The sequence below is a fragment of the Nicoliella spurrieriana genome (assembly GCF_023380205.1).
Classification (GTDB): Bacteria; Bacillota; Bacilli; order Lactobacillales; family Lactobacillaceae; genus Nicoliella; species Nicoliella spurrieriana.
Window position 1 is genome coordinate 332,540 of record NZ_CP093361.1, and the last position, 19,990, is coordinate 352,529.

Genomic DNA, 19,990 nt, shown 5'->3' on the forward strand with positions numbered 1-19,990 from the left:
AATCTAGGGAGTGTGACAGTATTGGCAACTGAACAAACTGCTTTGATAACGCTTTTCGGTGCAACTGGTGACCTTGCTTCACGTAAGTTGTATCCTGCCCTTTTTAACCTATATAAAAAGGGAGAAATTAAGGAACATTTTGCACTGATTGGTACTGGTAGAAGAGAATGGGATGATGATAAGTTCCGTTCAGTCGTTTCTGACTCAGTCAAGGGTGCTGCTGATAGTGATCAACAAGTATCCGACTTTGCAAGTCATTTCTACTACAAGTCACACGACGTTACTAATCCTGAACACTACAAGGTGTTAAAGGGAGTTGCAGATCAATTAGATGCTAAGTACGACCTTAAAGGAAACCGTATTTTTTACATTTCATTAGCCCCTCGCTTCTTTAGCTTGGTTGCTAACAACTTAAAGCAACAAAACGTATTCTCTGATAACGGTTTTAACCGCTTAATCATTGAAAAACCATTTGGTCATGACTTTGAATCCGCTCAAGAATTAAACGATTCATTGAGTTCAGCATTTGATGAAGACCAAGTATTTAGAATTGACCACTACCTAGGGAAGGAAATGGTCCAAAACATTGCCGCCCTTCGTTTTGGTAACCCAATGATCGAATCAGTTTGGAACAACAAGTTCATTGATAACGTCCAAGTAACCCTTGCTGAAAACATGGGGGTTGGTGAACGTGCTGGTTACTACGATACTTCCGGTGCTCTTCGTGATATGGTGCAAAACCACATCATGCAAATCTTAAGCCTCTTAGCAATGGACGAACCTAACAAATACAAGGATGTTGAAATCCGTGCCCAAAAGGTGAAGGCATTACAATCACTTCATATTTATGATGAAGATGAAGTAGCTAAGAACTTCGTTCGTGGTCAATATGGCGCTAATGGCGACCAAAAGGACTACCGTCACGAAGATAACGTCCCCGAAGATTCCAATACTGAAACCTTCGTTGCTGGAAAGTTAGAATTCCAAAATAACCGTTGGGCAGGAGTTCCATTCTACGTTCGGACTGGAAAACTATTAGCTGATAAATTTGCAAGAATCGACGTTGTATTCAAAAAGCCTGCGTTAGATGACTTCGCACGTGCTAATGGAACTGCTCCTCAATTATTACCAAGCGTGCTTACCATTAAGATCGAACCAGATTCAGGTTTCGAAATGCAATTGAATAAGAAGCATGTTGGCCAAGGTTACACTACTGATAGTTTCAAGTTCACTCATGACTTAACCGACTCAGAAATGAAGGAAGTGCCACTTCCATACGAACGCTTAATTAACGATGCCATGAAGGGTGATCACACTAACTTTGCAAGTTGGGCTGAAGTCGCTCAAGCTTGGAAGTTCGTTGATCAAATCGAAAAGTTCTGGAACAGCAAGAAGGCCGACTTCCCTAACTACACTCCAGGGACAATGGGGCCTAAGGCTGCTGAAGAATTATTGACTCGTTCAGGTCGTAATTGGGCATTTAGAGCTGAAGATTAAGGATATGTATAATTAATTCACTTTTAACTCACTAAATGTTAAAATAGAATTGTATTAAAACTAATAATAATATCTAAGTAAGCGTTTTCTTACTAGATTAATTCTTTTATAAAGGAAGGTTTATTTCAATGGCTGATCAAAAAGCAAATATTGGTGTTGTTGGGATGGCTGTTATGGGTAAAAACCTTGCCCTTAACATTGAAAGCCGCGGCTACACTGTAGGTATCTACAACCGGACTTCTGCAAAGACTGAAGAAGTTATGAAGGATCACAGTGACAAGAAGTTAGTTCCAAGTTACTCTGTGGAAGACTTCGTTAAGTCACTTGAAACTCCACGTCGGATTCTAATCATGGTTAAGGCCGGTAAAGCAACTGATGCTGTTATCGACGAATTATTACCACTTCTTGACAAGGGTGATGTTTTAATCGATGGTGGTAACACTAACTTCCACGATACGATTGCTCGTAACGCTCGTCTTGACAAGTCTGGGATTAACTTTATCGGAATGGGTGTTTCCGGTGGTGAACTTGGTGCATTGCACGGTCCATCATTAATGCCTGGTGGCCAAAAGTCAGCTTATGACTTAGTTGCCCCAATCTTGGAAAAGATCTCTGCTAAGGCCGAAGATGGCAAGCCATGTGTTGCTTACATCGGACCTAATGGTGCAGGTCACTACGTAAAGATGGTTCATAACGGTATCGAATACGGTGATGAACAATTAATCGATGAAAGTTACGACATTTTACGTCGGGTTGCTGGAATCGACGTTGATGAACTTTCAAACATCTTCAAGGAATGGAACAAGGGTGAACTTAATAGTTACTTAATCGATATCACTGGTGATATCTTAAGCCGTAAGGATGACCTTGGTTCAGGTAAGCCAATCGTTGACTTAATTCTTGATGAAGGTGCTAACAAGGGTACTGGTAAGTGGAGTTCAGAAGATGCATTAGCACTTGGTGTTCCTCAATCAGTTATTACTGAATCAGTTTACGCTCGTTTCATCTCAATGCTTAAGGATGAAAGAGTTGCTGCTTCTAAGGTTCTTCCTAAGCCAGGTCTATCCGTAGACTTCGATGCTAAGGAATTAGTTGAAAAAGTTCGTGAAGCACTTTACTTTGGTAAGGTTATGAGTTACGCACAAGGATTCGAACAATTACGTTTCGCTTCCGAAGAATACGACTGGGACCTCAAGTTTGGCGAATTAGCTCAAATCTGGCGTGAAGGTTGTATCATTCGTGCACAATTCCTACAAAACATTACTGATGCCTTTGAAAAGGATCCTAAGTTAACTAACTTACTATTGGACCCATACTTCACTGACATTGCTAAGAAGTACCAAGACTCAGCTCGTGAAGTAGTTGCAATTGCTACTAAGGCCGGTATTCCAGTACCTACCCTTTCAGCAGCTGTATCATACTACGATTCATACAGAACTGAAGTTCTTCCTGCAAACTTACTACAAGCTCAACGTGACTACTTCGGTGCTCACACTTACAAGCGTGTAGACCGTGAAGGTACTTTCCATTACCCATGGTACAAAGAACAATAAAATTCACTTAAATGTTCAAAAAGAATCTGCCGGTTGGCAGATTCTTTTTTTATTTAATCTTAAAAATTATGCTTACCTAAATTTTTTCTTAATTCATAAGCATTATAAACTAACTTTTAAATCATTCGGTGTATCATATAGATGGATTATTTAATTGAAAGGATGATTAAGATGAGTGAAAGACAATTAGTAACTGACTACTACTTTAACAAGGAAGATTATGACACTCAAGATGGTGGCTACGTTCCGTTAGAGGAACCTAATACTCCCCCACAACAATTGAAAATTCCTGAAATTCTTACTCCTGATAAAGAAACTGATACCGATATGTATTACACGGTAGTTTCACAGACTGGTGAAACCCAACTGCTGCCTGGTAAGAAGACTAAGACCTGGGGTTACAATGCTTCTTTGCTTGGCAAAACCATTATCTTCAAAAATGGTAAGCACATCCATATTACCCTTAAGAATGAATTGCCCGAGTTAACTACATACCATTGGCATGGGGCAATTATTCCTGGAGTTGCGGATGGTGGTTGTCATACCCCCGTTTACCCTGGTGAATCTAGACAAATTGATTTTAACCTTAATCAACCTGCTGCTACCCTTTGGATGCATGCCCACCCATGTCCTTCCACTGCTGAACAAGTTTGGCATGGATTAGCAACTGCCGTGGTCGTTCAAGATGCAGAAGAGGCTCAATTACCATTACCCCGTAACTACGGTGTCGATGATATCCCATTGATTTTACAGGACCGGCGATTCCATGAAGATAACCAATGGGATTATAATGCTGACTATGATCCTGATGGTGTCATGGGACCCACTCCAATGATTAACGGGACAATTAACCCCTACTTTGATGTAACCACCCAAAAGGTGCGGTTCAGAATTCTAGATGGTGCGAACCGTCGTGAATGGCGCTTACACTTTAGTGACGACTTAAAATTCACCCAAATCGCCGGTGATAATAGCTTATTACCACACCCAGTCGATTATACTAAGTTATTGATTGGCTGTGCTGAACGGATGGAAATTGTCGTTGATTTTGGTCAATATCACCCTGGTGATGAGGTCGTCTTATATTCAGATGATACCCCAATCGTTCACTTTAGAATCCATGAATTTGCAAAGGATGATTCTAAAATTCCAGAAACGCTTACCACCACACTGCCAGATCCAAAGGTTACCCCTGAGGCCCCTATTCGCAAGGTTGTAATGTCAGGAATGGATGAATCGGTTGCCATCAATGGGAAAAAATTTGATATGAGCCGTATTGACACGAAGACCAAGTTGAACAATGTTGAATACTGGGACGTTACTAATTCAAACGATATGGATGGTGGCATGTTGCACCCTTACCACATGCATGGTTGTGTATTTAAGGTAATTTCAAGAAATGGGAAGGAACCTAATCCAAACGAATTAGGCCTTAAGGACACAATTGAAGTGGAACCTGGTGAAACAGTCCGCCTCAAAGTATGGTTCCCATGTATTGGGGTCTTTATGTACCACTGCCACATCATTGAACACGAAGATGGTGGAATGATGCTTCAATTAGAAGTTACTGATCCAAAGCATCCAAATGAATTACCACAACCATTGATGGATCACCACACATTAATGAGTGCCTTTGCTAAGGAACGTGGTGTTAAGATGGAAGATTTAAATTTAGGTGGCATGGAATCATACCATAAAATGAACATGAAAATGTAATTATTTTAATTGACAATTCATGCGTGATATATTATATTAATAATGTATGGTAAATATTATTGAAGATAATTTATTCGGAGGTGAGCAAAATGACAGAATTAACATTTGATCCTGGAGCGACGAGTGAGTCGATGATGGGAAAATTGACGTCATTTCACAAATCACCAAGGAGCTTTCATGGTAGATAATTGATGACGACCGATTTTCCCGAAAAAAACATTCAATATTAATTGTTTTAATCTAATCAATCTTTCTAGTAAATAGAAAGTAATCATCAAGTAATCGGTGGTTAAAACAATCTAGAAGCGTGTAAAATAGGAAAATTAGTTGTTGTTGATTATCTCGGTATCTTCAATTATTCCAGGTATTGACGTACTTATAATTGAAAAGGTAATCACGTTGCTTATGATGCTTTACCCTATGGGGAACCATTGGGGGAGGTACTGAACAACAATTTAATTATAGTTAAATTTTAATCTGACATTTGATCTGATAATTAAAAAGAGCATTCAAATTATTTTGAATGCTCTTTTTTACGTTCTAATTTAAATTACTTAGCGTTAGGCAGAAATTCTTGAACGTATTGACGCGATTGTTCAGAATTAAATACCTTTTCAGACTTCCCAATAATCACGGTGGCCAGTGAATTTCCAACTACGTTCACTGCAGTCCGGCCCATATCAACTAATCGATCAATTCCAGCAATAAACGCCAGACCATTTACAGGAATCCCAACCGTGGAAACGGTTGCTAGTAATACTACAAATGATGCTCCTGGTACTCCAGCCATTCCCTTAGAAGTAACGACTAGCACTAGTAAGACCATCACCTGTTGTCCAATTGATAGGTGGATATGATAGGCCTGAGCCATGAAGATAACCGCCAATGACTGATAGATTGCAGAACCGTCCAAATTAAAAGTATACCCAGTAGGAATTACAAACGAAACGATTGATTTATCAACCCCAAAGCGTTGCATTTTATCAATCAATCTGGGTAACGTTGCCTCTGAACTAGCGGTCGAAAATGCTAATACAATTTCATCTTTAATCACAAATAACAGATTTTTAAGGCTAAAACCAAAGAGTTTCGCAGCTAAACCCATAAAGACTAGGATAAAGACGATCATAGTAGCATACGCCAGGAATACAAAGTAACTCAACGGAGCTAATGCACTAACCCCCATTTGGGCAAGGGTTGCTCCAATCAACGCACAGACCCCAATGGGTGCTAAGCTCATTACCCAGTTGGTTACTTTAAACATTACCTCTGAAACTGAATTCAAGAAGTCAACGATGATTTTCCCCTTTTCACCAATTGCTGCGGTTCCTAATCCAAAGAAGACTGAAAATACAATTACCTGCATCATTGCACCATCACTTAAGGATTTAAAAATGTTGGTGGGAATTAAATTCATTACAGTTCCCCAACCGCCACTTTCTTTTGCTGCATTAGCAGTGGATACATACTTACTAATATCCTCTCCCTTTAAGGCATGAATATTAATAAAATCACCAGGATGGGCTAAATTAGCAACTAATAATCCTAACGCAATTGCAATCGTAGTCATAATTTCAAAATAGAGGATCGTTTTACCACCAATCCGGCCTAATTTCTTAATGTCTCCCATGCTTGCAATCCCGACGGTTAAACAGGAAAGCACGATTGGTAGCACAATCATTTGAATTAGGTTAATGAACATCGTTCCAATGTTCGACATAGTAGTGATTGCAGTTTTATTTTGATAGAAAATAATCCCCAAAATAATCCCCAATACTAACCCGATCATGATTTGCCAACCAATCGTTAGTTTAAATCTCTTCATAATAATCCTCTTCTCAATATATTAGTAACATTATGTAAACTCAAATTTACAATGACTGATTATATTTTATCATAATTTTAAACTCATTTTAGGGTTATCTTAACTAATCTAAAATTAATAAAAATAAAAGAGCATCCGTAAAATTAATTACAGATACTCTTTTATCACTTGCGTGGCAACGTCCTATCCTTGCAGGGGGCGATCCCCCAACTACTTTTGGCGTGCGAAAGCTTAACTACTGTGTTCGGCATGGGAACAGGTGTATCCTTTCGGCCATCATCACCACACTAATTTAACTGTGAGAACTTCGTTCTCTCAAAACTAGATAATATTTTATTTTTCCGTGAGAACAACCTTACTTGGTTAAGTCCTCGACCAATTAGTACTAGTCCGCTCCATGCATCACTGCACTTCCACTTCTAGCCTATCTACCTGATCATCTTTCAGGGGTCTTACTTCCATAAAGGAATGGGAAATCTCATCTCGAGGTGGGTTTCACACTTAGATGCTTTCAGCGTTTATCTCATCCATACATAGCTACCCAGCGATGCGCCTGGCGGCACAACTGGTACACCAGCGGTATGTCCACTCCGGTCCTCTCGTACTAAGAGCAGCTCCTCTCAAATTTCCTACGCCCGCGACGGATAGGGACCGAACTGTCTCACGACGTTCTGAACCCAGCTCGCGTACCGCTTTAATGGGCGAACAGCCCAACCCTTGGGACCAACTACAGCCCCAGGATGCGATGAGCCGACATCGAGGTGCCAAACCTCCCCGTCGATGTGAACTCTTGGGGGAGATAAGCCTGTTATCCCCAGGGTAGCTTTTATCCGTTGAGCGATGGCCCTTCCATACGGTACCACCGGATCACTAAGCCCGACTTTCGTCCCTGCTCGACCTGTAGGTCTCGCAGTCAAGCTCCCTTCTGCCTTTACACTCGTCGAATGATTTCCAACCATTCTGAGGGAACCTTTGGGCGCCTCCGTTACTGTTTGGGAGGCGACCGCCCCAGTCAAACTGCCAACCAGACACTGTCTCCCACCACGATTAGTGGTGCGGGTTAGAGTGTTCATACAGCGAGGGTAGTATCCCACCAATGCCTCCATCGAGACTAGCGTCCCGACTTCTATGGCTCCTACCTATCCTGTACAAGCTATACAAACACCCAATATCAAGTTACAGTAAAGCTCCATGGGGTCTTTCCGTCCTGTCGCGGGTAACCTGCTTCTTCACAGGTATCTCAATTTCACCGAGTCTCTCGTTGAGACAGTGCTCAGATCGTTACGCCTTTCGTGCGGGTCGGAACTTACCCGACAAGGAATTTCGCTACCTTAGGACCGTTATAGTTACGGCCGCCGTTTACTGGGGCTTCGTTTCTGGGCTTCGCCGAAGCTAACTCATCCACTTAACCTTCCAGCACCGGGCAGGCGTCAGCCCCTATACTTCATCTTACGATTTTGCAGAAACCTGTGTTTTTGATAAACAGTCGCCTGAGCTTTTTCACTGCGGCTGCACATAGTGCAGCACCCCTTCTCCCGAAGTTACGGGGTCATTTTGCCGAGTTCCTTAACGAGAGTTCACTCGCTCACCTTAGGATACTCTCCTCGACTACCTGTGTCGGTTTGCGGTACGGGTAGTTAACTACTAACTAGAAACTTTTCTCGGTAGTGTGACGTCAACGACTTCCCTACTAAATTTCGGTCCTCATCACACCTTGTCAACCCGGGATTAAGCATTTGACTCAACCCCTGACTTAGTGCTTGAACATTCATATCCAACAGAATGCTTCGTTTAGCCTCCTACGTCCTTCCATCGGTCAAACATAGTTAACTAGTACAGGAATCTCAACCTGTTATCCATCGCCTACGCCTCTCGGCCTCGGCTTAGGTCCCGACTAACCCTGGGAGGACGAGCCTTCCCCAGGAAACCTTAGTCATATGGTGGATCAGATTCTCACTGATCTTTCGCTACTCATACCGGCATTCTCACTTCTAAGCGCTCCACCAGTCCTTACGGTCTGACTTCATTGCCCTTAGAACGCTCTCCTATCACGTAACAAAGTTACGTCCACAATCTCGGTAATATGCTTAGCCCCGGTAAATTTTCGGCGCAGGATCACTCGACTAGTGAGCTATTACGCACTCTTTAAATGGTGGCTGCTTCTGAGCCAACATCCTAGTTGTCTATGCAACTCCACATCCTTTTCCACTCAGCATATATTTAGGGACCTTAATTGGTGGTCTGGGCTGTTCCCCTTTCGACGGTGGATCTTATCACTCATCGTCTGACTCCTGGATATAAATCAATGGCATTCGGAGTTTATCTGAATTCAGTAACCCAAGACGGGCCCCTCATCCAAACAGTGCTCTACCTCCATGATTCTAAACTCCAAGGCTAACCCTAAAGCTATTTCGGAGAGAACCAGCTATCTCCAAGTTCGTTTGGAATTTCACCGCTACCCACACCTCATCCCAGCACTTTTCAACGTACACGGGTTCGGCCCTCCGGTGTGTTTTACCACACTTTCAGCCTGGACATGGGTAGATCACCTGGTTTCGGGTCTATCACAACATACTCGAACGCCCTATTCAGACTCGCTTTCGCTACGGCTCCGACTTTTCATCTTAACCTTGCATGTTATCATAACTCGCCGGTTCATTCTGCAAGAGGCACGCTATCACCCATTAACGGGCTCTAACTGCTTGTAGGCACATGGTTTCAGGAACTATTTCACTCCCCTTCCGGGGTGCTTTTCACCTTTCCCTCACGGTACTGGTTCACTATCGGTCACTAGGGAGTATTTAGCCTTGGGAGATGGTCCTCCCGGATTCCGGCAATGTTTCACGTGTATTGCCGTACTCAGGATCCTGAACTGAGGGAATTAGATTTCGTCTACAGGGCTATCACCTTGTGTCGCAGAACTTCCCAGATCTTTCGACTATCTAATTCTTTGGTAACTCAAATGTTCAGTCCTACAACCCCACCGAGTAAACTCGATGGTTTGGGCTGTTCCCCGTTCGCTCGCCGCTACTGAGGGAATCGAATTTTCTTTCTCTTCCTGTGGGTACTTAGATGTTTCAGTTCCCCACGTCTGCCTCTTGATGAGTATGAATTCGTCATCAAGTAATAATCGATCAAGATTATTGGGTTTCCCCATTCGGAAATCTCCGGATCAAAGCTTACGTACAGCTCCCCGAAGCATATCGGCGTTAGTCCCGTCCTTCATCGGCTCCTAGTACCAAGGCATCCACCATGCGCCCTTAATAACTTAACCTATTACCACGAAGTGGTATTTGGTTAATTGAGTAAATACGAATAAACTATTTAAAAAACTCAAAATAACGCGGTGTTCTCGGTTGAAATTGTATTTAATACAATTCAATAATTTGGAAAAATTAAAATATTATCTAGTTTTCAAAGAACCAAGTTTGAGAGTAGACCTCTCAAAACTAAACAAAACTATGACTGTGCAAGGTTCCGAATTATTCCTTAGAAAGGAGGTGATCCAGCCGCAGGTTCTCCTACGGCTACCTTGTTACGACTTCACCCTAATCATCAGTCCTACCTTAGGCGGCTTGCTCCTCAAAAGAGGTTACTGCACCGACTTTGGGTATTACTAACTCTCATGGTGTGACGGGCGGTGTGTACAAGACCCGGGAACGTATTCACCGTGGCATGCTGATCCACGATTACTAGTGATTCCAACTTCATGCAGGCGAGTTGCAGCCTGCAATCCGAACTGAGAACGGCTTTAAGAGATTAGCTTGACCTCGCGGTTTCGCGACTCGTTGTACCGTCCATTGTAGCACGTGTGTAGCCCAGGCCATAAGGGGCATGATGATTTGACGTCGTCCCCACCTTCCTCCGGTTTGTCACCGGCAGTCTCACTAGAGTGCCCAACTAAATGCTGGCAACTAATAATAGGGGTTGCGCTCGTTGCGGGACTTAACCCAACATCTCACGACACGAGCTGACGACAACCATGCACCACCTGTCATCCTGTCCCCGAAGGGAACGGCTAATCTCTTAGCTTTGCAGGAGATGTCAAGGCCTGGTAAGGTTCTTCGCGTAGCATCGAATTAAACCACATGCTCCACCACTTGTGCGGGTCCCCGTCAATTCCTTTGAGTTTCAACCTTGCGGTCGTACTCCCCAGGCGGAATGCTTAATGCGTTAGCTGCGGCACTAAAGGGCGGAAACCCTCTAACACCTAGCATTCATCGTTTACGGCATGGACTACCAGGGTATCTAATCCTGTTTGCTACCCATGCTTTCGAGCCTCAGCGTCAGTTACAGACCAGACAGCCGCCTTCGCCACTGGTGTTCTTCCATATATCTACGCATTTCACCGCTACACATGGAGTTCCACTGTCCTCTTCTGCACTCAAGTTTCCCAGTTTCCGATGCACTTCTTCGGTTAAGCCGAAGGCTTTCACATCAGACTTAAGAAACCGCCTGCGCTCGCTTTACGCCCAATAAATCCGGACAACGTTTGCCACCTACGTATTACCGCGGCTGCTGGCACGTAGTTAGCCGTGACTTTCTGGTTAAATACCGTCACGATGTGATCATTTCCTATCACACCCGTTCTTCTTTAACAACAGAGTTTTACGAGCCGAAACCCTTCTTCACTCACGCGGCGTTGCTCCATCAGACTTGCGTCCATTGTGGAAGATTCCCTACTGCTGCCTCCCGTAGGAGTATGGGCCGTGTCTCAGTCCCATTGTGGCCGATTACCCTCTCAGGTCGGCTACGTATCATTGCCTTGGTAGGCCATTACCCCACCAACTAGCTAATACGCCGCAGGTCCATCCTAAAGTGATGCAAACGCATCTTTTAAACAAAAGCCATGCGGCTTTTGTTGTTATGCGGTATTAGCACTTGTTTCCAAATGTTATCCCCCGCTTTAGGGCAAGTTACCTACGTGTTACTCACCAGTTCGCCACTCACTTCGATGTTAAGTCAAGTTAATGCAAGCATCAACTATCATTAACGGAAGTTCGTTCGACTTGCATGTATTAGGCACGCCGCCAACGTTCGTCCTGAGCCAGGATCAAACTCTCATCTTATGATGAAAAGCTTAACGTTAGCTCTTCTTAATTTTGTTACTTTAAAGCGAATTGACTTCGCATAAGTTTTTTGTACTTCATATTAAATATGAAGTTCCTTACACAGTTTTGTCATAATTTTGTTCAGTTTTCAAAGATCTACTTTGCTGTGTCGCTCTTAACGACAACTATTTAATAATATCAAATTGTTAACTCAATGTCAACATTTATTTGAAATTATTTTTTGTTGGTTATTGATAAGCGCTTTGCAGCGCTGCTCAATTGACAACGTTTTATATAATATCAATTATCAAAATGTAAGTCAATACATTTGATAAACTTTTTTGCAATTTATTTTTAAAATGAAGTTAGCTAACGTGGAATTAATTTTTTCCAAACTTAGCTTTTATTTCATTATCCCATTATTTAAATATTGTATACTAAAAACAATCAATACAAAACCAAAGGAGCATTTAAAATGGAAGAAGTTGTAATCGTTAGTGCCGTTAGAACCCCCATCGGAAAATTTGGTGGCGCACTTAGCAACCATTCATCAGTTGAATTGGGTACGATCGTCACTAAGGAGGCCATTAAAAGAGCTGCCCTTTCCCCAGCTCAAATCGATCAGGTAATTTTTGGAAACGTTCTTTCTGCAGGTGCGGGGCAAAATATCGCACGTCAAATTCAAATTCAATCCGACATTCCAGAAAGTAAAACTGCATTTACTGTAAACCAAGTTTGCGGATCAGGCCTCAGAGCGGTGCGGTCCGGACAAGCAGCGATTGCAGTTGGTGATGCTGAAATCGTAGTGGTCGGTGGAACCGAAAGTATGTCAAACGCCCCGTTTTTAAATCATGATATGCGCTTTGGTCATAAAATGGGCGCAGTTAATATAGAGGATTCAATCCAAAAGGATGCATTAACCGATGCGTTTTCTGGTGCGCCAATGGGGTTAACAGCTGAAAAAGTCGCTGAACAATTCAACATTACTAGACAGCAACAAGATGAATTTGCCTTTCAATCATATCAAAAGGCAATTACTGCTCAGGACAATGGGACCTTTAATGATGAAATCATCCCAATCGACCTCCCAAACGGGACTCAAATCAATAGTGATGAAAGCGTCCGCAGGGATACGAACCTAGCTAAGTTAGCAAGGTTAAAGCCCGCTTTCAAAGCTGAAGGTAGCGTTACGGCAGGGAATGCAGCGAGTTTAAATGACGGGGCCTCCGCACTAGTCCTCATGACGAAACAAAAAGCACTCGAGCTAGGGATTCATCCCCTAGCTACCATTAATGGTTATAAGGAGACTGGTATCGACCCATCCATCATGGGGTATGCACCATACTACGCCATTAAGGAATTAGCAAAAAGCCAAGGGATTTCCGTAAACGCCTTCGAACAAGTTGAATTAAACGAGGCGTTCGCAGCTCAAGCACTTGCAGTCATTAATCAATTAGGAATCCATCGCGAACGCGTCAACGCTACTGGGGGTGCCATTGCACTTGGTCATCCCCTCGGTGATTCAGGTTCACGGATCATCGTTACCCTAATCAATAACCTTAAACGAAATCACCAACACCGGGGATTAGCCAGTCTTTGTATTGGTGGTGGCATGGGAATGGCCATCGATATTTCTGTTTAAAAATCAAAAGCCGCTGAGGACTGACTCGGTGGTTTTTTAACCGGCTACTTTCTGTTAAGAAGGTGGTCACCATGTTAAAATTAAGTTAGTCAAATTTAACTCAATTAGCGAGGTGAGCAATTTAATGCCAGTCAACATCAATTTTTCAGCAATTATTGTAATGGGTGCCCAAAACATTTACGTTCAGGTGATTGATTTAACACATGCCAAGGTCGTCGAAGACACTCGTTATGATATTGATCTCGGTGAAGATGTCTTTTCCGAGCGCGTTGTGCATAGCGATACCGTTAATGAAATCGCAACGGCATTGAATGTTATCAAAGATTTACTCAATGAATATCACGTCAGTAATTATCAATTCTATGCGACACATGCATTTCATGAAGCTAAAAATTCAGAGTTCGTTAGGGAACAGCTTGAAGAACGAAGCCACTTCAATATTAAGTGGATTAGCCAAAGTCAAGAGGCCCTCTATCGTAACCTAGCTACCAATACCTACCTAAAAGATTTTGATAAAATTACCCAGAAAAACACCCTTTTAATTGATATCAGTTCCGGAAGTGTAGAATTAATTGCATACCGTGATGGTAAATTTACCACATCCAGGACCCTTAAACTGGGCCCGTTACGTGTCTACGAGGCAATGCGCGAAATTAAGGAATCAGAGCCAAATTACTTCGCAATTCTTCGTGACTATGTTGATAGTCGGTTGATTGATTTTATCAGGCACTTCCCAGATATTAAACGAACTGATAACGTCATTTTGATGGGGTCATCAGTTGCAATCATCAAACCGTTAATCAGTGACCTTCATAAGACGCTTAGATTCTCTAATAAAGAGTTTAATGAATTATATAATGAAGTTAAAGCTAGTAATGATCAGATGTTAGTGCAAAAATACGATGTGGATGAGGACGACGTTCCACAGATTCTTCCATTTATGACCCTCCTCCACGAATTATTTAAAATTTTCCATCCCAAACGCCTTTGGGTATCAGATTTAAAATTCATTAACGGATTGACATACGATTTACTTTCTAAAACTAGCGGTAACGGCAAAAGTCACATTTTAAGACAACAAATTCTTATTTCTGCCCATAATTTAGCAAATCAATACCAAGTCGAACCACGCCATCAACAATTTGTTGAAAAGTTCGTTCTTCAACTATTCGATGAGTTAAAACCACTACACGGCCTCAACGAACGGGACCGTTTATTGATCGAAATTGCAGCTATTGTTGATGACGTAGGTTCATTTATCAATAACCATAACCACTACGTTCATTCAGAATACATCGTCAAAAATTCTGAAATTATTGGGCTTTCTGAATCAGAGCTCAATATGGTGGCTGCCATTTCAAGATACCACAGCCATAAGGCCACTTCATCGGCCCTTAAGCACCTTGAAAATATGAACATCGACCGACGGATGCGAATTATGAAATTATCTGCGATTTTAAGGATTGCGGATGCACTAGATGCCAGCCGCAAGCAAAAAATCAAATCCATTGATATTGGAACATGGAACCCCACCCAAATCATCATTACCGCAACAGCTGATCAACAAATCGAGCTTGAAAAGCTTGATTTTGACCGGAAGGGCGCATTTTTTGAATCCGTATTCGGTGTTAAACCCAAATTGAAAGGAAGATTAAAAATATGAAGTTTGATAATCCAGAATACTTCAATAGCCGTGAACTTAGTTGGCTTGACTTTGATAGTCGGGTCTTAGATGAAGCAAACGACACTAATAATCCCCTCTTGGAACGCCTTCGCTTCTTAGGCATTACCCAAAGTAATCTTGACGAGTTCTTTAACATCCGGGTCGCATCCCTTCACAAACTGGTTGCGGTTAACTACGAACAGCCAGATGCTGCTGGATTAACCCCCGCCCAACAACTAAAGGGAGTTTCCAAGAAGGCGCACCATTTAGTGGATACCCAATATAATATTTTATTTAATGAATTGCTTCCCCAATTAGCTAAAAAGAATATCCACATGCTTAAGATGGACCAACTAAGTAATCGACAAATTGACTTTTTAGATGATTACTTCCACCAAAAATTATATCCAGTGTTAACCCCACTTGCGGTGGATGTTTCAAGACCATTTCCATTCATTGCTAATAATACATTAAACATTGCATTGATCATCACTAAGAAGGGCCAAAATGAACAGGAATCTTTTGCTACCGTTCAGGTGCCGGATGTCTTTTCCAGAGTGATCAAGCTTCCGGACGCAAGCAACGACTTCATTTTATTAGAAGAGGTCATCAAGCACTACGCAGGTGAATTATTCGTTGGTTACACGGCCCATGACATGGCCTGCTTTAGGGTCACTCGTGACATGGATATCGAAGCGGATGAAGACACCTCAGATTTAATGCGCGAAATCAAGCATGAACTTAGGCAACGTGAACGGGGCCAGGTAATGCGATTAGAAATTGAATCCAGCATGAGTAATCAATTACGCAACCGTTTAATCAAGGAATACCAACTCGATGATGATGCAATTTACGTTGTCGATGGTCCAATTGACCTGACCCTAGTTAGCAAGTGGATCAAGCAAGTTCAACGACATAATAACTTGCTCTTTGATAAGTTTACGCCATACTTTCCAACCCCATTGCAAGATGAATCTATGTTTGACGCCATTTCTAAAAGCGATGTTTTCGTTCACCATCCCTATGACTCGTTCCAACCCGTCTTAAATTTCATCGACCAGGCTGCAAACGATCCGGATACACTGGCCATCAAGATGACCCTCTACCGGGTCTCACCCAATTCACCAATTATTAGATCACTTAAGCACGCCGCCCAAAATGGTAAGCAGGTCACCGCACTAGTTGAACTAAAAGCCCGCTTCGATGAGGCCAATAACCTTCATTGGGCTGATGAACTAGAACGGGCTGGGTGTCACGTTATTTATGGACTAGTCGGATTGAAGGTTCACAGTAAGTTAACCTTAATCGTCAGAAAAGAAGCGGATGGCATTAAGCGTTATATGCACATGGGAACTGGAAACTACAATGACGTCACCGCTCGCCTATACACTGATATGGGGATTTTTACAGATAACCAGGAAATGGGCATTGATGCCACTAACATCTTCAATATGTTATCGGGATTCTCGGAACCACCATACTTCCATAAGCTAACCATTTCACCAAATGGAATTCGGAATTACTTAATGGAACGTATTGATGACGAGATCGAAAACGTGAAGGCCGGTAAAAAGGGCTTGGTTAAAATGAAGATGAACTCACTATCGGACACGACCATTATCAAAAAACTATATGAGGCCAGTGCCGCCGGGGTTAAAATCGACCTAATCGTTCGCGGTATTTGTAATCTCCGGGTCGGAATCAAGGGCGTCAGTGATAACATTACGGTGCACTCACTAGTGGGCCAACTATTGGAACACAGCCGGATCTATTATTTCTACGCAGATGGCGAAGAAAAAGTCTTCCTATCTAGCGCTGATTTGATGAAACGAAACCTTAGTCGGCGGGTAGAATTACTCTTCCCAATCCTGCAGGATGATATTCGCGAACACATCATTCAAATTTACGATATTTTATGGGACGATAATGTTAAAACGCGCGTTCTACAGCCTGATGATTCATGGCCACACATTGCTCAAAACGGCGCAGAACCATTGAACGCCCAATCATTCTTAATTAAAAATCGTAAAAGAATTGCGAATGCATTATTCAAAAAGGATTTTGGCAGTTCAGCTAAGAAAAAGACCACTAAGTTCATGCCAATTCGTAACCACAATGGAAGGAAGCTTTAGGATATGGAACATTTTGCAGTAATTGATTTGGGCTCAAATTCAGCCCGCCTTGCCGTTACTAGAATCAAAGAAGACGGGACGTTTGAAAATATTATCGAACGCAAGGAGGCCGTACGCTTATCCGAAAACATGGGTGATGAAAAAGTCTTAAAACAACCCGCCATTGACCGAACAATTACGGCCTTGGAATCCTTTAAAGATGCTTTTAAGGACCTGCCTAACTTGACCATCCGGGCAGTCGCTACTGCAGCCACTCGAATGGCAGTAAATCAAGCTGACTTTTTAAATGAAGTCAAAACAAAGACTGGAATTACATTAGAAGTAATCCCTGGGACCAAAGAAGCTTATTACGACTATTTAGGGGTAATCAACTCCTTGCCCGTGGTAAATGGAATCATCATGGATACCGGTGGCGCTAGTACCGAACTAATCCTAGTGCAGAATAAACGCATCATTAACTTAATTAGTTTACCCGTCGGTTCAGTGACCCTTTCCGAAGCAGACGTTAACGCCGATAAACCATCAGCTGGCCAAATGTATCGGGTCTTTGACCAACTCAATGATATTTATAACGACATTTGGTGGCTCTATCGGGGAACGAACCTACCAATTATCGGGCTGGGCGGTTCCAATCGGACGCTAGCCAAAATTAAGCGTCGCAATGATCCAGATAAGTTACACTGGGATGATATCCACGGCTTCCATATGAACGCGCGGGAAGTAAAGGACATCTTCTTAAAATTAATGGACTCCACATTAGATGAACGTAAGGACATTCCCGGTTTATCTAAGGAACGGGCTGACATTATCGTTGGTGGCTTGGCCCCCGCAATGTCATTAATCTGGCGCCTTAATTCTGATCGAATGATTTTCTCGAAACAGGGATTGCGCTATGGTGTCCTCTACGAACACATTGAAAATCTTCGTAATGCGGGAACGATTGAGGCTCCTAAGCAAGCGGGGGCTTCAAATGATTAAATCTGATTTTGACGTTCAAGTTAAATTAACAATAATGTACTTAGTAGGAGTGGTTGTCGTATTCGCCCTGCTAGGGTACTTAATCTATAAGCATAAACGGATATTTACTAAGTTTACTGCTCCACTAATGGTCGTTATGCTAATCATGATCTACATCTTAGTAACCGTAATTCGATTATCATAGCAAAAAAACAGGTCAATTCGACCTGTTTTTTATTTGATAACCACTTTCGTTCCGGTTGGAACCTTTTGGTTAATCCACTTAGCATCTGGAATTGATAGGCGAATACAGCCATGTGAATTAGCCGTTTTCCCCAGTTGCCTAGCTTCTGATTTAATGTATTGCCCCTGTGCATTCGTGGGCACGGTATGGAATAAATAGATGCCATGGTCCTTCCAGGATGTCCAATAACGCGCCCCCTCCTTCGATGATTGATTATAGAAGAAATGGCCCCGCTCTGATTGAATATGATAAGTCCCACGCGGGGTTGAATTATGGGCTCCGGTGGATGCATTCATGGTATAAAGTACCTTGTTTTGAGGGCTCATTACATAGACGCGCTGTTGCTTAATCGATACTTTAAGCCAGTTATGATCACTCAATTGCATCTTTGGATATGGCTTATCTTCAGATGGTTGCCGCCAGTTGATGGTGGGTTGTTTTTTGGTTTGATTTTTAGCCGTAGTAGACTTGCTACTAGCTGAGTTGGTACTAGATTGACTAGTCGATTGCCGATGGGCTGATTGATTAGCACCACAGCCACCCAACGTCAGTATTAATAATAATGGAATTAATAGGATGCGCTTTTTCATTTCAATCCCCCTCTTGAAATTTAATTGTAGCTTGAAACTATTGGAAAATCAAAAAGGAGTGCCAGTAAGCACTCCCTAATCTTAAATGTATTGAACAATGGTCATTAAAATTGGTACTACGATAATAAATAACACGGTCGATGTCGTTACAATGTTAGTCGCATACTTAACATCCCCGTGCGAATCGGCGGCTAATACCGGTAGCACTGCCAACATTGGGGTTGCTGACTGGACGATCATTGTTTGCGATAACATGGCTGGCACATTGGCATCACGCGTGGCTACCAACATCAAAATGACCATCACGGCTGGCGATAAAACAAACCGCCCCAGCAACACTACGACGGTGTCGCGATCAAATTTAATGCTCTTTAGCCCAGCATCAGCTAATACAATCCCAATATAAATCAATGAAAGCGGGGTCACCAGGTTACCGACGTAGGTTAATGATTGTGCAATAAAGTCAACATGCAGGATTGGAATGTTCAATATTAAAAATACCAATGCCACCAAAAAACCGACCAACGGCATTGGTAACACTTGCTTCCAATTAATGCGGTTCTTACCAGCAGGGCAGGACTGCTTAGTAGGGTCATCATTACTGATTAAAAACACCCCGAACGCCCAAGTGGAAACCGTGTTAATGATGTAATACACCAGAAAGTACGTCATACTATTTTCTCCGAACAACGCAATATTCAGTGGCAAGCCAATGAAAATGGTATTAGCATTCACGATTGCGTTAATGAAAATTCCGCGCCGCCCCGCTCTGACCCGTAGGATCTTCACCAGAAGAAATGAAATTAAGTAACCAATTACAACCGAGATCAGTCCCCACAATAGGTAGCTAGAAAAACTAATTAATTTATCGCGAGTCAACTTAGTTAGTACTGATACAAAAATGGAAGCTGGTAACGCAATGTTCTTGATAAACTTAGCAATATTTCCCCCAAATGAATCAGCGAACCAGCCGGTATTTCTTAAGATGTAACCCAGTGCCATAATTAAAACCACCACTAGTACACTTTGAATTGAGCTCCATAAAACACCCATTAAAAACCCTCCTGTTAATTCATTAATTATAAGTTAGTAAGATTATCCTACAATTATAATCGCGACA

The 19,990-nt window shown here is 42.3% G+C and carries 11 protein-coding genes and 3 rRNA genes; 8 read left to right on the forward strand and 6 right to left on the reverse strand.

Annotation, left to right across the window (positions count from 1 at the left end; all coding sequences use genetic code 11):
• The first annotated feature begins 21 nt into the window (after positions 1-21).
• The 3 genes from zwf to MOO44_RS03180 all read left to right on the forward strand — a co-directional run bounded on the left by zwf (position 22) and on the right by MOO44_RS03180 (position 4,766).
• Positions 22-1,497: a glucose-6-phosphate dehydrogenase gene (zwf, locus tag MOO44_RS03170; protein WP_260116979.1), complete on the forward strand. Its 1,476-nt coding sequence runs from the start codon at positions 22-24 to the stop codon at positions 1,495-1,497.
• Between the two features lie 128 nt (positions 1,498-1,625).
• The gene (gene gndA / locus MOO44_RS03175; protein ID WP_260116980.1) at positions 1,626-3,050 is read left to right on the forward strand and encodes an NADP-dependent phosphogluconate dehydrogenase; all 1,425 of its coding nucleotides are present in this window, start codon (positions 1,626-1,628) and stop codon (positions 3,048-3,050) included.
• Positions 3,051-3,221: 171 nt separating this feature from the next.
• Positions 3,222-4,766 (forward strand): multicopper oxidase family protein, encoded by a 1,545-nt coding sequence (locus MOO44_RS03180; RefSeq protein WP_260116981.1) that lies wholly within the window; start codon positions 3,222-3,224, stop codon positions 4,764-4,766.
• Positions 4,767-5,316: 550 nt separating this feature from the next.
• Here the strand turns inward: MOO44_RS03180 and MOO44_RS03185 are convergent.
• The 4 genes from MOO44_RS03185 to MOO44_RS03200 form a co-directional block, all read right to left on the reverse strand.
• On the reverse strand, positions 5,317-6,591 hold the full coding sequence (locus tag MOO44_RS03185; protein ID WP_260116982.1) for a dicarboxylate/amino acid:cation symporter: 1,275 nt from the start codon (positions 6,589-6,591) through the stop codon (positions 5,317-5,319).
• Between the two features lie 170 nt (positions 6,592-6,761).
• A 5S ribosomal RNA gene (gene rrf, locus MOO44_RS03190) occupies positions 6,762-6,878 on the reverse strand.
• A 72-nt stretch (positions 6,879-6,950) separates the two neighbouring features.
• Positions 6,951-9,865, reverse strand: a 23S ribosomal RNA gene (locus MOO44_RS03195).
• Positions 9,866-10,084: 219 nt separating this feature from the next.
• Positions 10,085-11,660, reverse strand: a 16S ribosomal RNA gene (locus tag MOO44_RS03200).
• Together the 16S, 23S and 5S rRNA genes form the textbook arrangement of a ribosomal RNA operon.
• 457 nt (positions 11,661-12,117) lie before the next feature.
• Between MOO44_RS03200 and MOO44_RS03205 the strand changes: the two genes are divergently transcribed.
• The 5 genes from MOO44_RS03205 to MOO44_RS03225 all read left to right on the forward strand — a co-directional run bounded on the left by MOO44_RS03205 (position 12,118) and on the right by MOO44_RS03225 (position 18,241).
• Positions 12,118-13,284 carry an acetyl-CoA C-acetyltransferase gene (locus MOO44_RS03205; RefSeq protein WP_260116983.1) on the forward strand — a complete coding sequence of 389 codons (1,167 nt, stop codon included), beginning with the start codon at positions 12,118-12,120 and terminating at the stop codon, positions 13,282-13,284.
• A gap of 124 nt (positions 13,285-13,408) precedes the next feature.
• On the forward strand, positions 13,409-14,947 hold the full coding sequence (locus MOO44_RS03210) for a Ppx/GppA phosphatase family protein (RefSeq protein ID WP_260116984.1): 1,539 nt from the start codon (positions 13,409-13,411) through the stop codon (positions 14,945-14,947).
• Positions 14,944-17,079: an RNA degradosome polyphosphate kinase gene (locus MOO44_RS03215; RefSeq protein ID WP_423802918.1), complete on the forward strand. Its 2,136-nt coding sequence runs from the start codon at positions 14,944-14,946 to the stop codon at positions 17,077-17,079. Before MOO44_RS03210 ends, MOO44_RS03215 begins: the two co-directional genes overlap by 4 nt.
• A 3-nt stretch (positions 17,080-17,082) precedes the next feature.
• On the forward strand, positions 17,083-18,057 hold the full coding sequence (locus tag MOO44_RS03220; protein ID WP_260116985.1) for a Ppx/GppA family phosphatase: 975 nt from the start codon (positions 17,083-17,085) through the stop codon (positions 18,055-18,057).
• Positions 18,050-18,241, forward strand: a complete 192-nt coding sequence (locus tag MOO44_RS03225) for a hypothetical protein (protein ID WP_260116986.1) — start codon at positions 18,050-18,052, stop codon at positions 18,239-18,241. The genes MOO44_RS03220 and MOO44_RS03225 overlap by 8 nt, the downstream gene beginning before the upstream one ends.
• Before the next feature lie 29 nt (positions 18,242-18,270).
• Here MOO44_RS03225 and MOO44_RS03230 read toward each other — a convergent pair whose 3' ends face one another.
• Positions 18,271-18,870, reverse strand: a complete 600-nt coding sequence (locus MOO44_RS03230) for a L,D-transpeptidase (protein WP_260116987.1) — start codon at positions 18,868-18,870, stop codon at positions 18,271-18,273.
• A gap of 81 nt (positions 18,871-18,951) precedes the next feature.
• Positions 18,952-19,923, reverse strand: coding sequence for an AEC family transporter (locus MOO44_RS03235; RefSeq protein WP_260116988.1), 972 nt, complete (start codon positions 19,921-19,923; stop codon positions 18,952-18,954).
• Between the last annotated feature and the right edge of the window lie 67 nt (positions 19,924-19,990).

Excerpts from the sequence above, each read along its gene's own strand:
- MOO44_RS03180 (WP_260116981.1), top strand. The coding sequence starts at position 3,222 with ATGAGTGAAAGACAATTAGTAACTGACTACTACTTTAACAAGGAAGAT.
- MOO44_RS03235 (WP_260116988.1), bottom strand. The coding sequence starts at position 19,923 with ATGGGTGTTTTATGGAGCTCAATTCAAAGTGTACTAGTGGTGGTTTTA.
- MOO44_RS03225 (WP_260116986.1), top strand. The coding sequence starts at position 18,050 with ATGATTAAATCTGATTTTGACGTTCAAGTTAAATTAACAATAATGTAC.
- MOO44_RS03215 (WP_423802918.1), top strand. The coding sequence starts at position 14,944 with ATGAAGTTTGATAATCCAGAATACTTCAATAGCCGTGAACTTAGTTGG.
- MOO44_RS03220 (WP_260116985.1), top strand. The coding sequence starts at position 17,083 with ATGGAACATTTTGCAGTAATTGATTTGGGCTCAAATTCAGCCCGCCTT.
- MOO44_RS03230 (WP_260116987.1), bottom strand. The coding sequence starts at position 18,870 with ATGAAAAAGCGCATCCTATTAATTCCATTATTATTAATACTGACGTTG.
- MOO44_RS03185 (WP_260116982.1), bottom strand. The coding sequence starts at position 6,591 with ATGAAGAGATTTAAACTAACGATTGGTTGGCAAATCATGATCGGGTTA.
- MOO44_RS03205 (WP_260116983.1), top strand. The coding sequence starts at position 12,118 with ATGGAAGAAGTTGTAATCGTTAGTGCCGTTAGAACCCCCATCGGAAAA.
- gndA (WP_260116980.1), top strand. The coding sequence starts at position 1,626 with ATGGCTGATCAAAAAGCAAATATTGGTGTTGTTGGGATGGCTGTTATG.
- MOO44_RS03210 (WP_260116984.1), top strand. The coding sequence starts at position 13,409 with ATGCCAGTCAACATCAATTTTTCAGCAATTATTGTAATGGGTGCCCAA.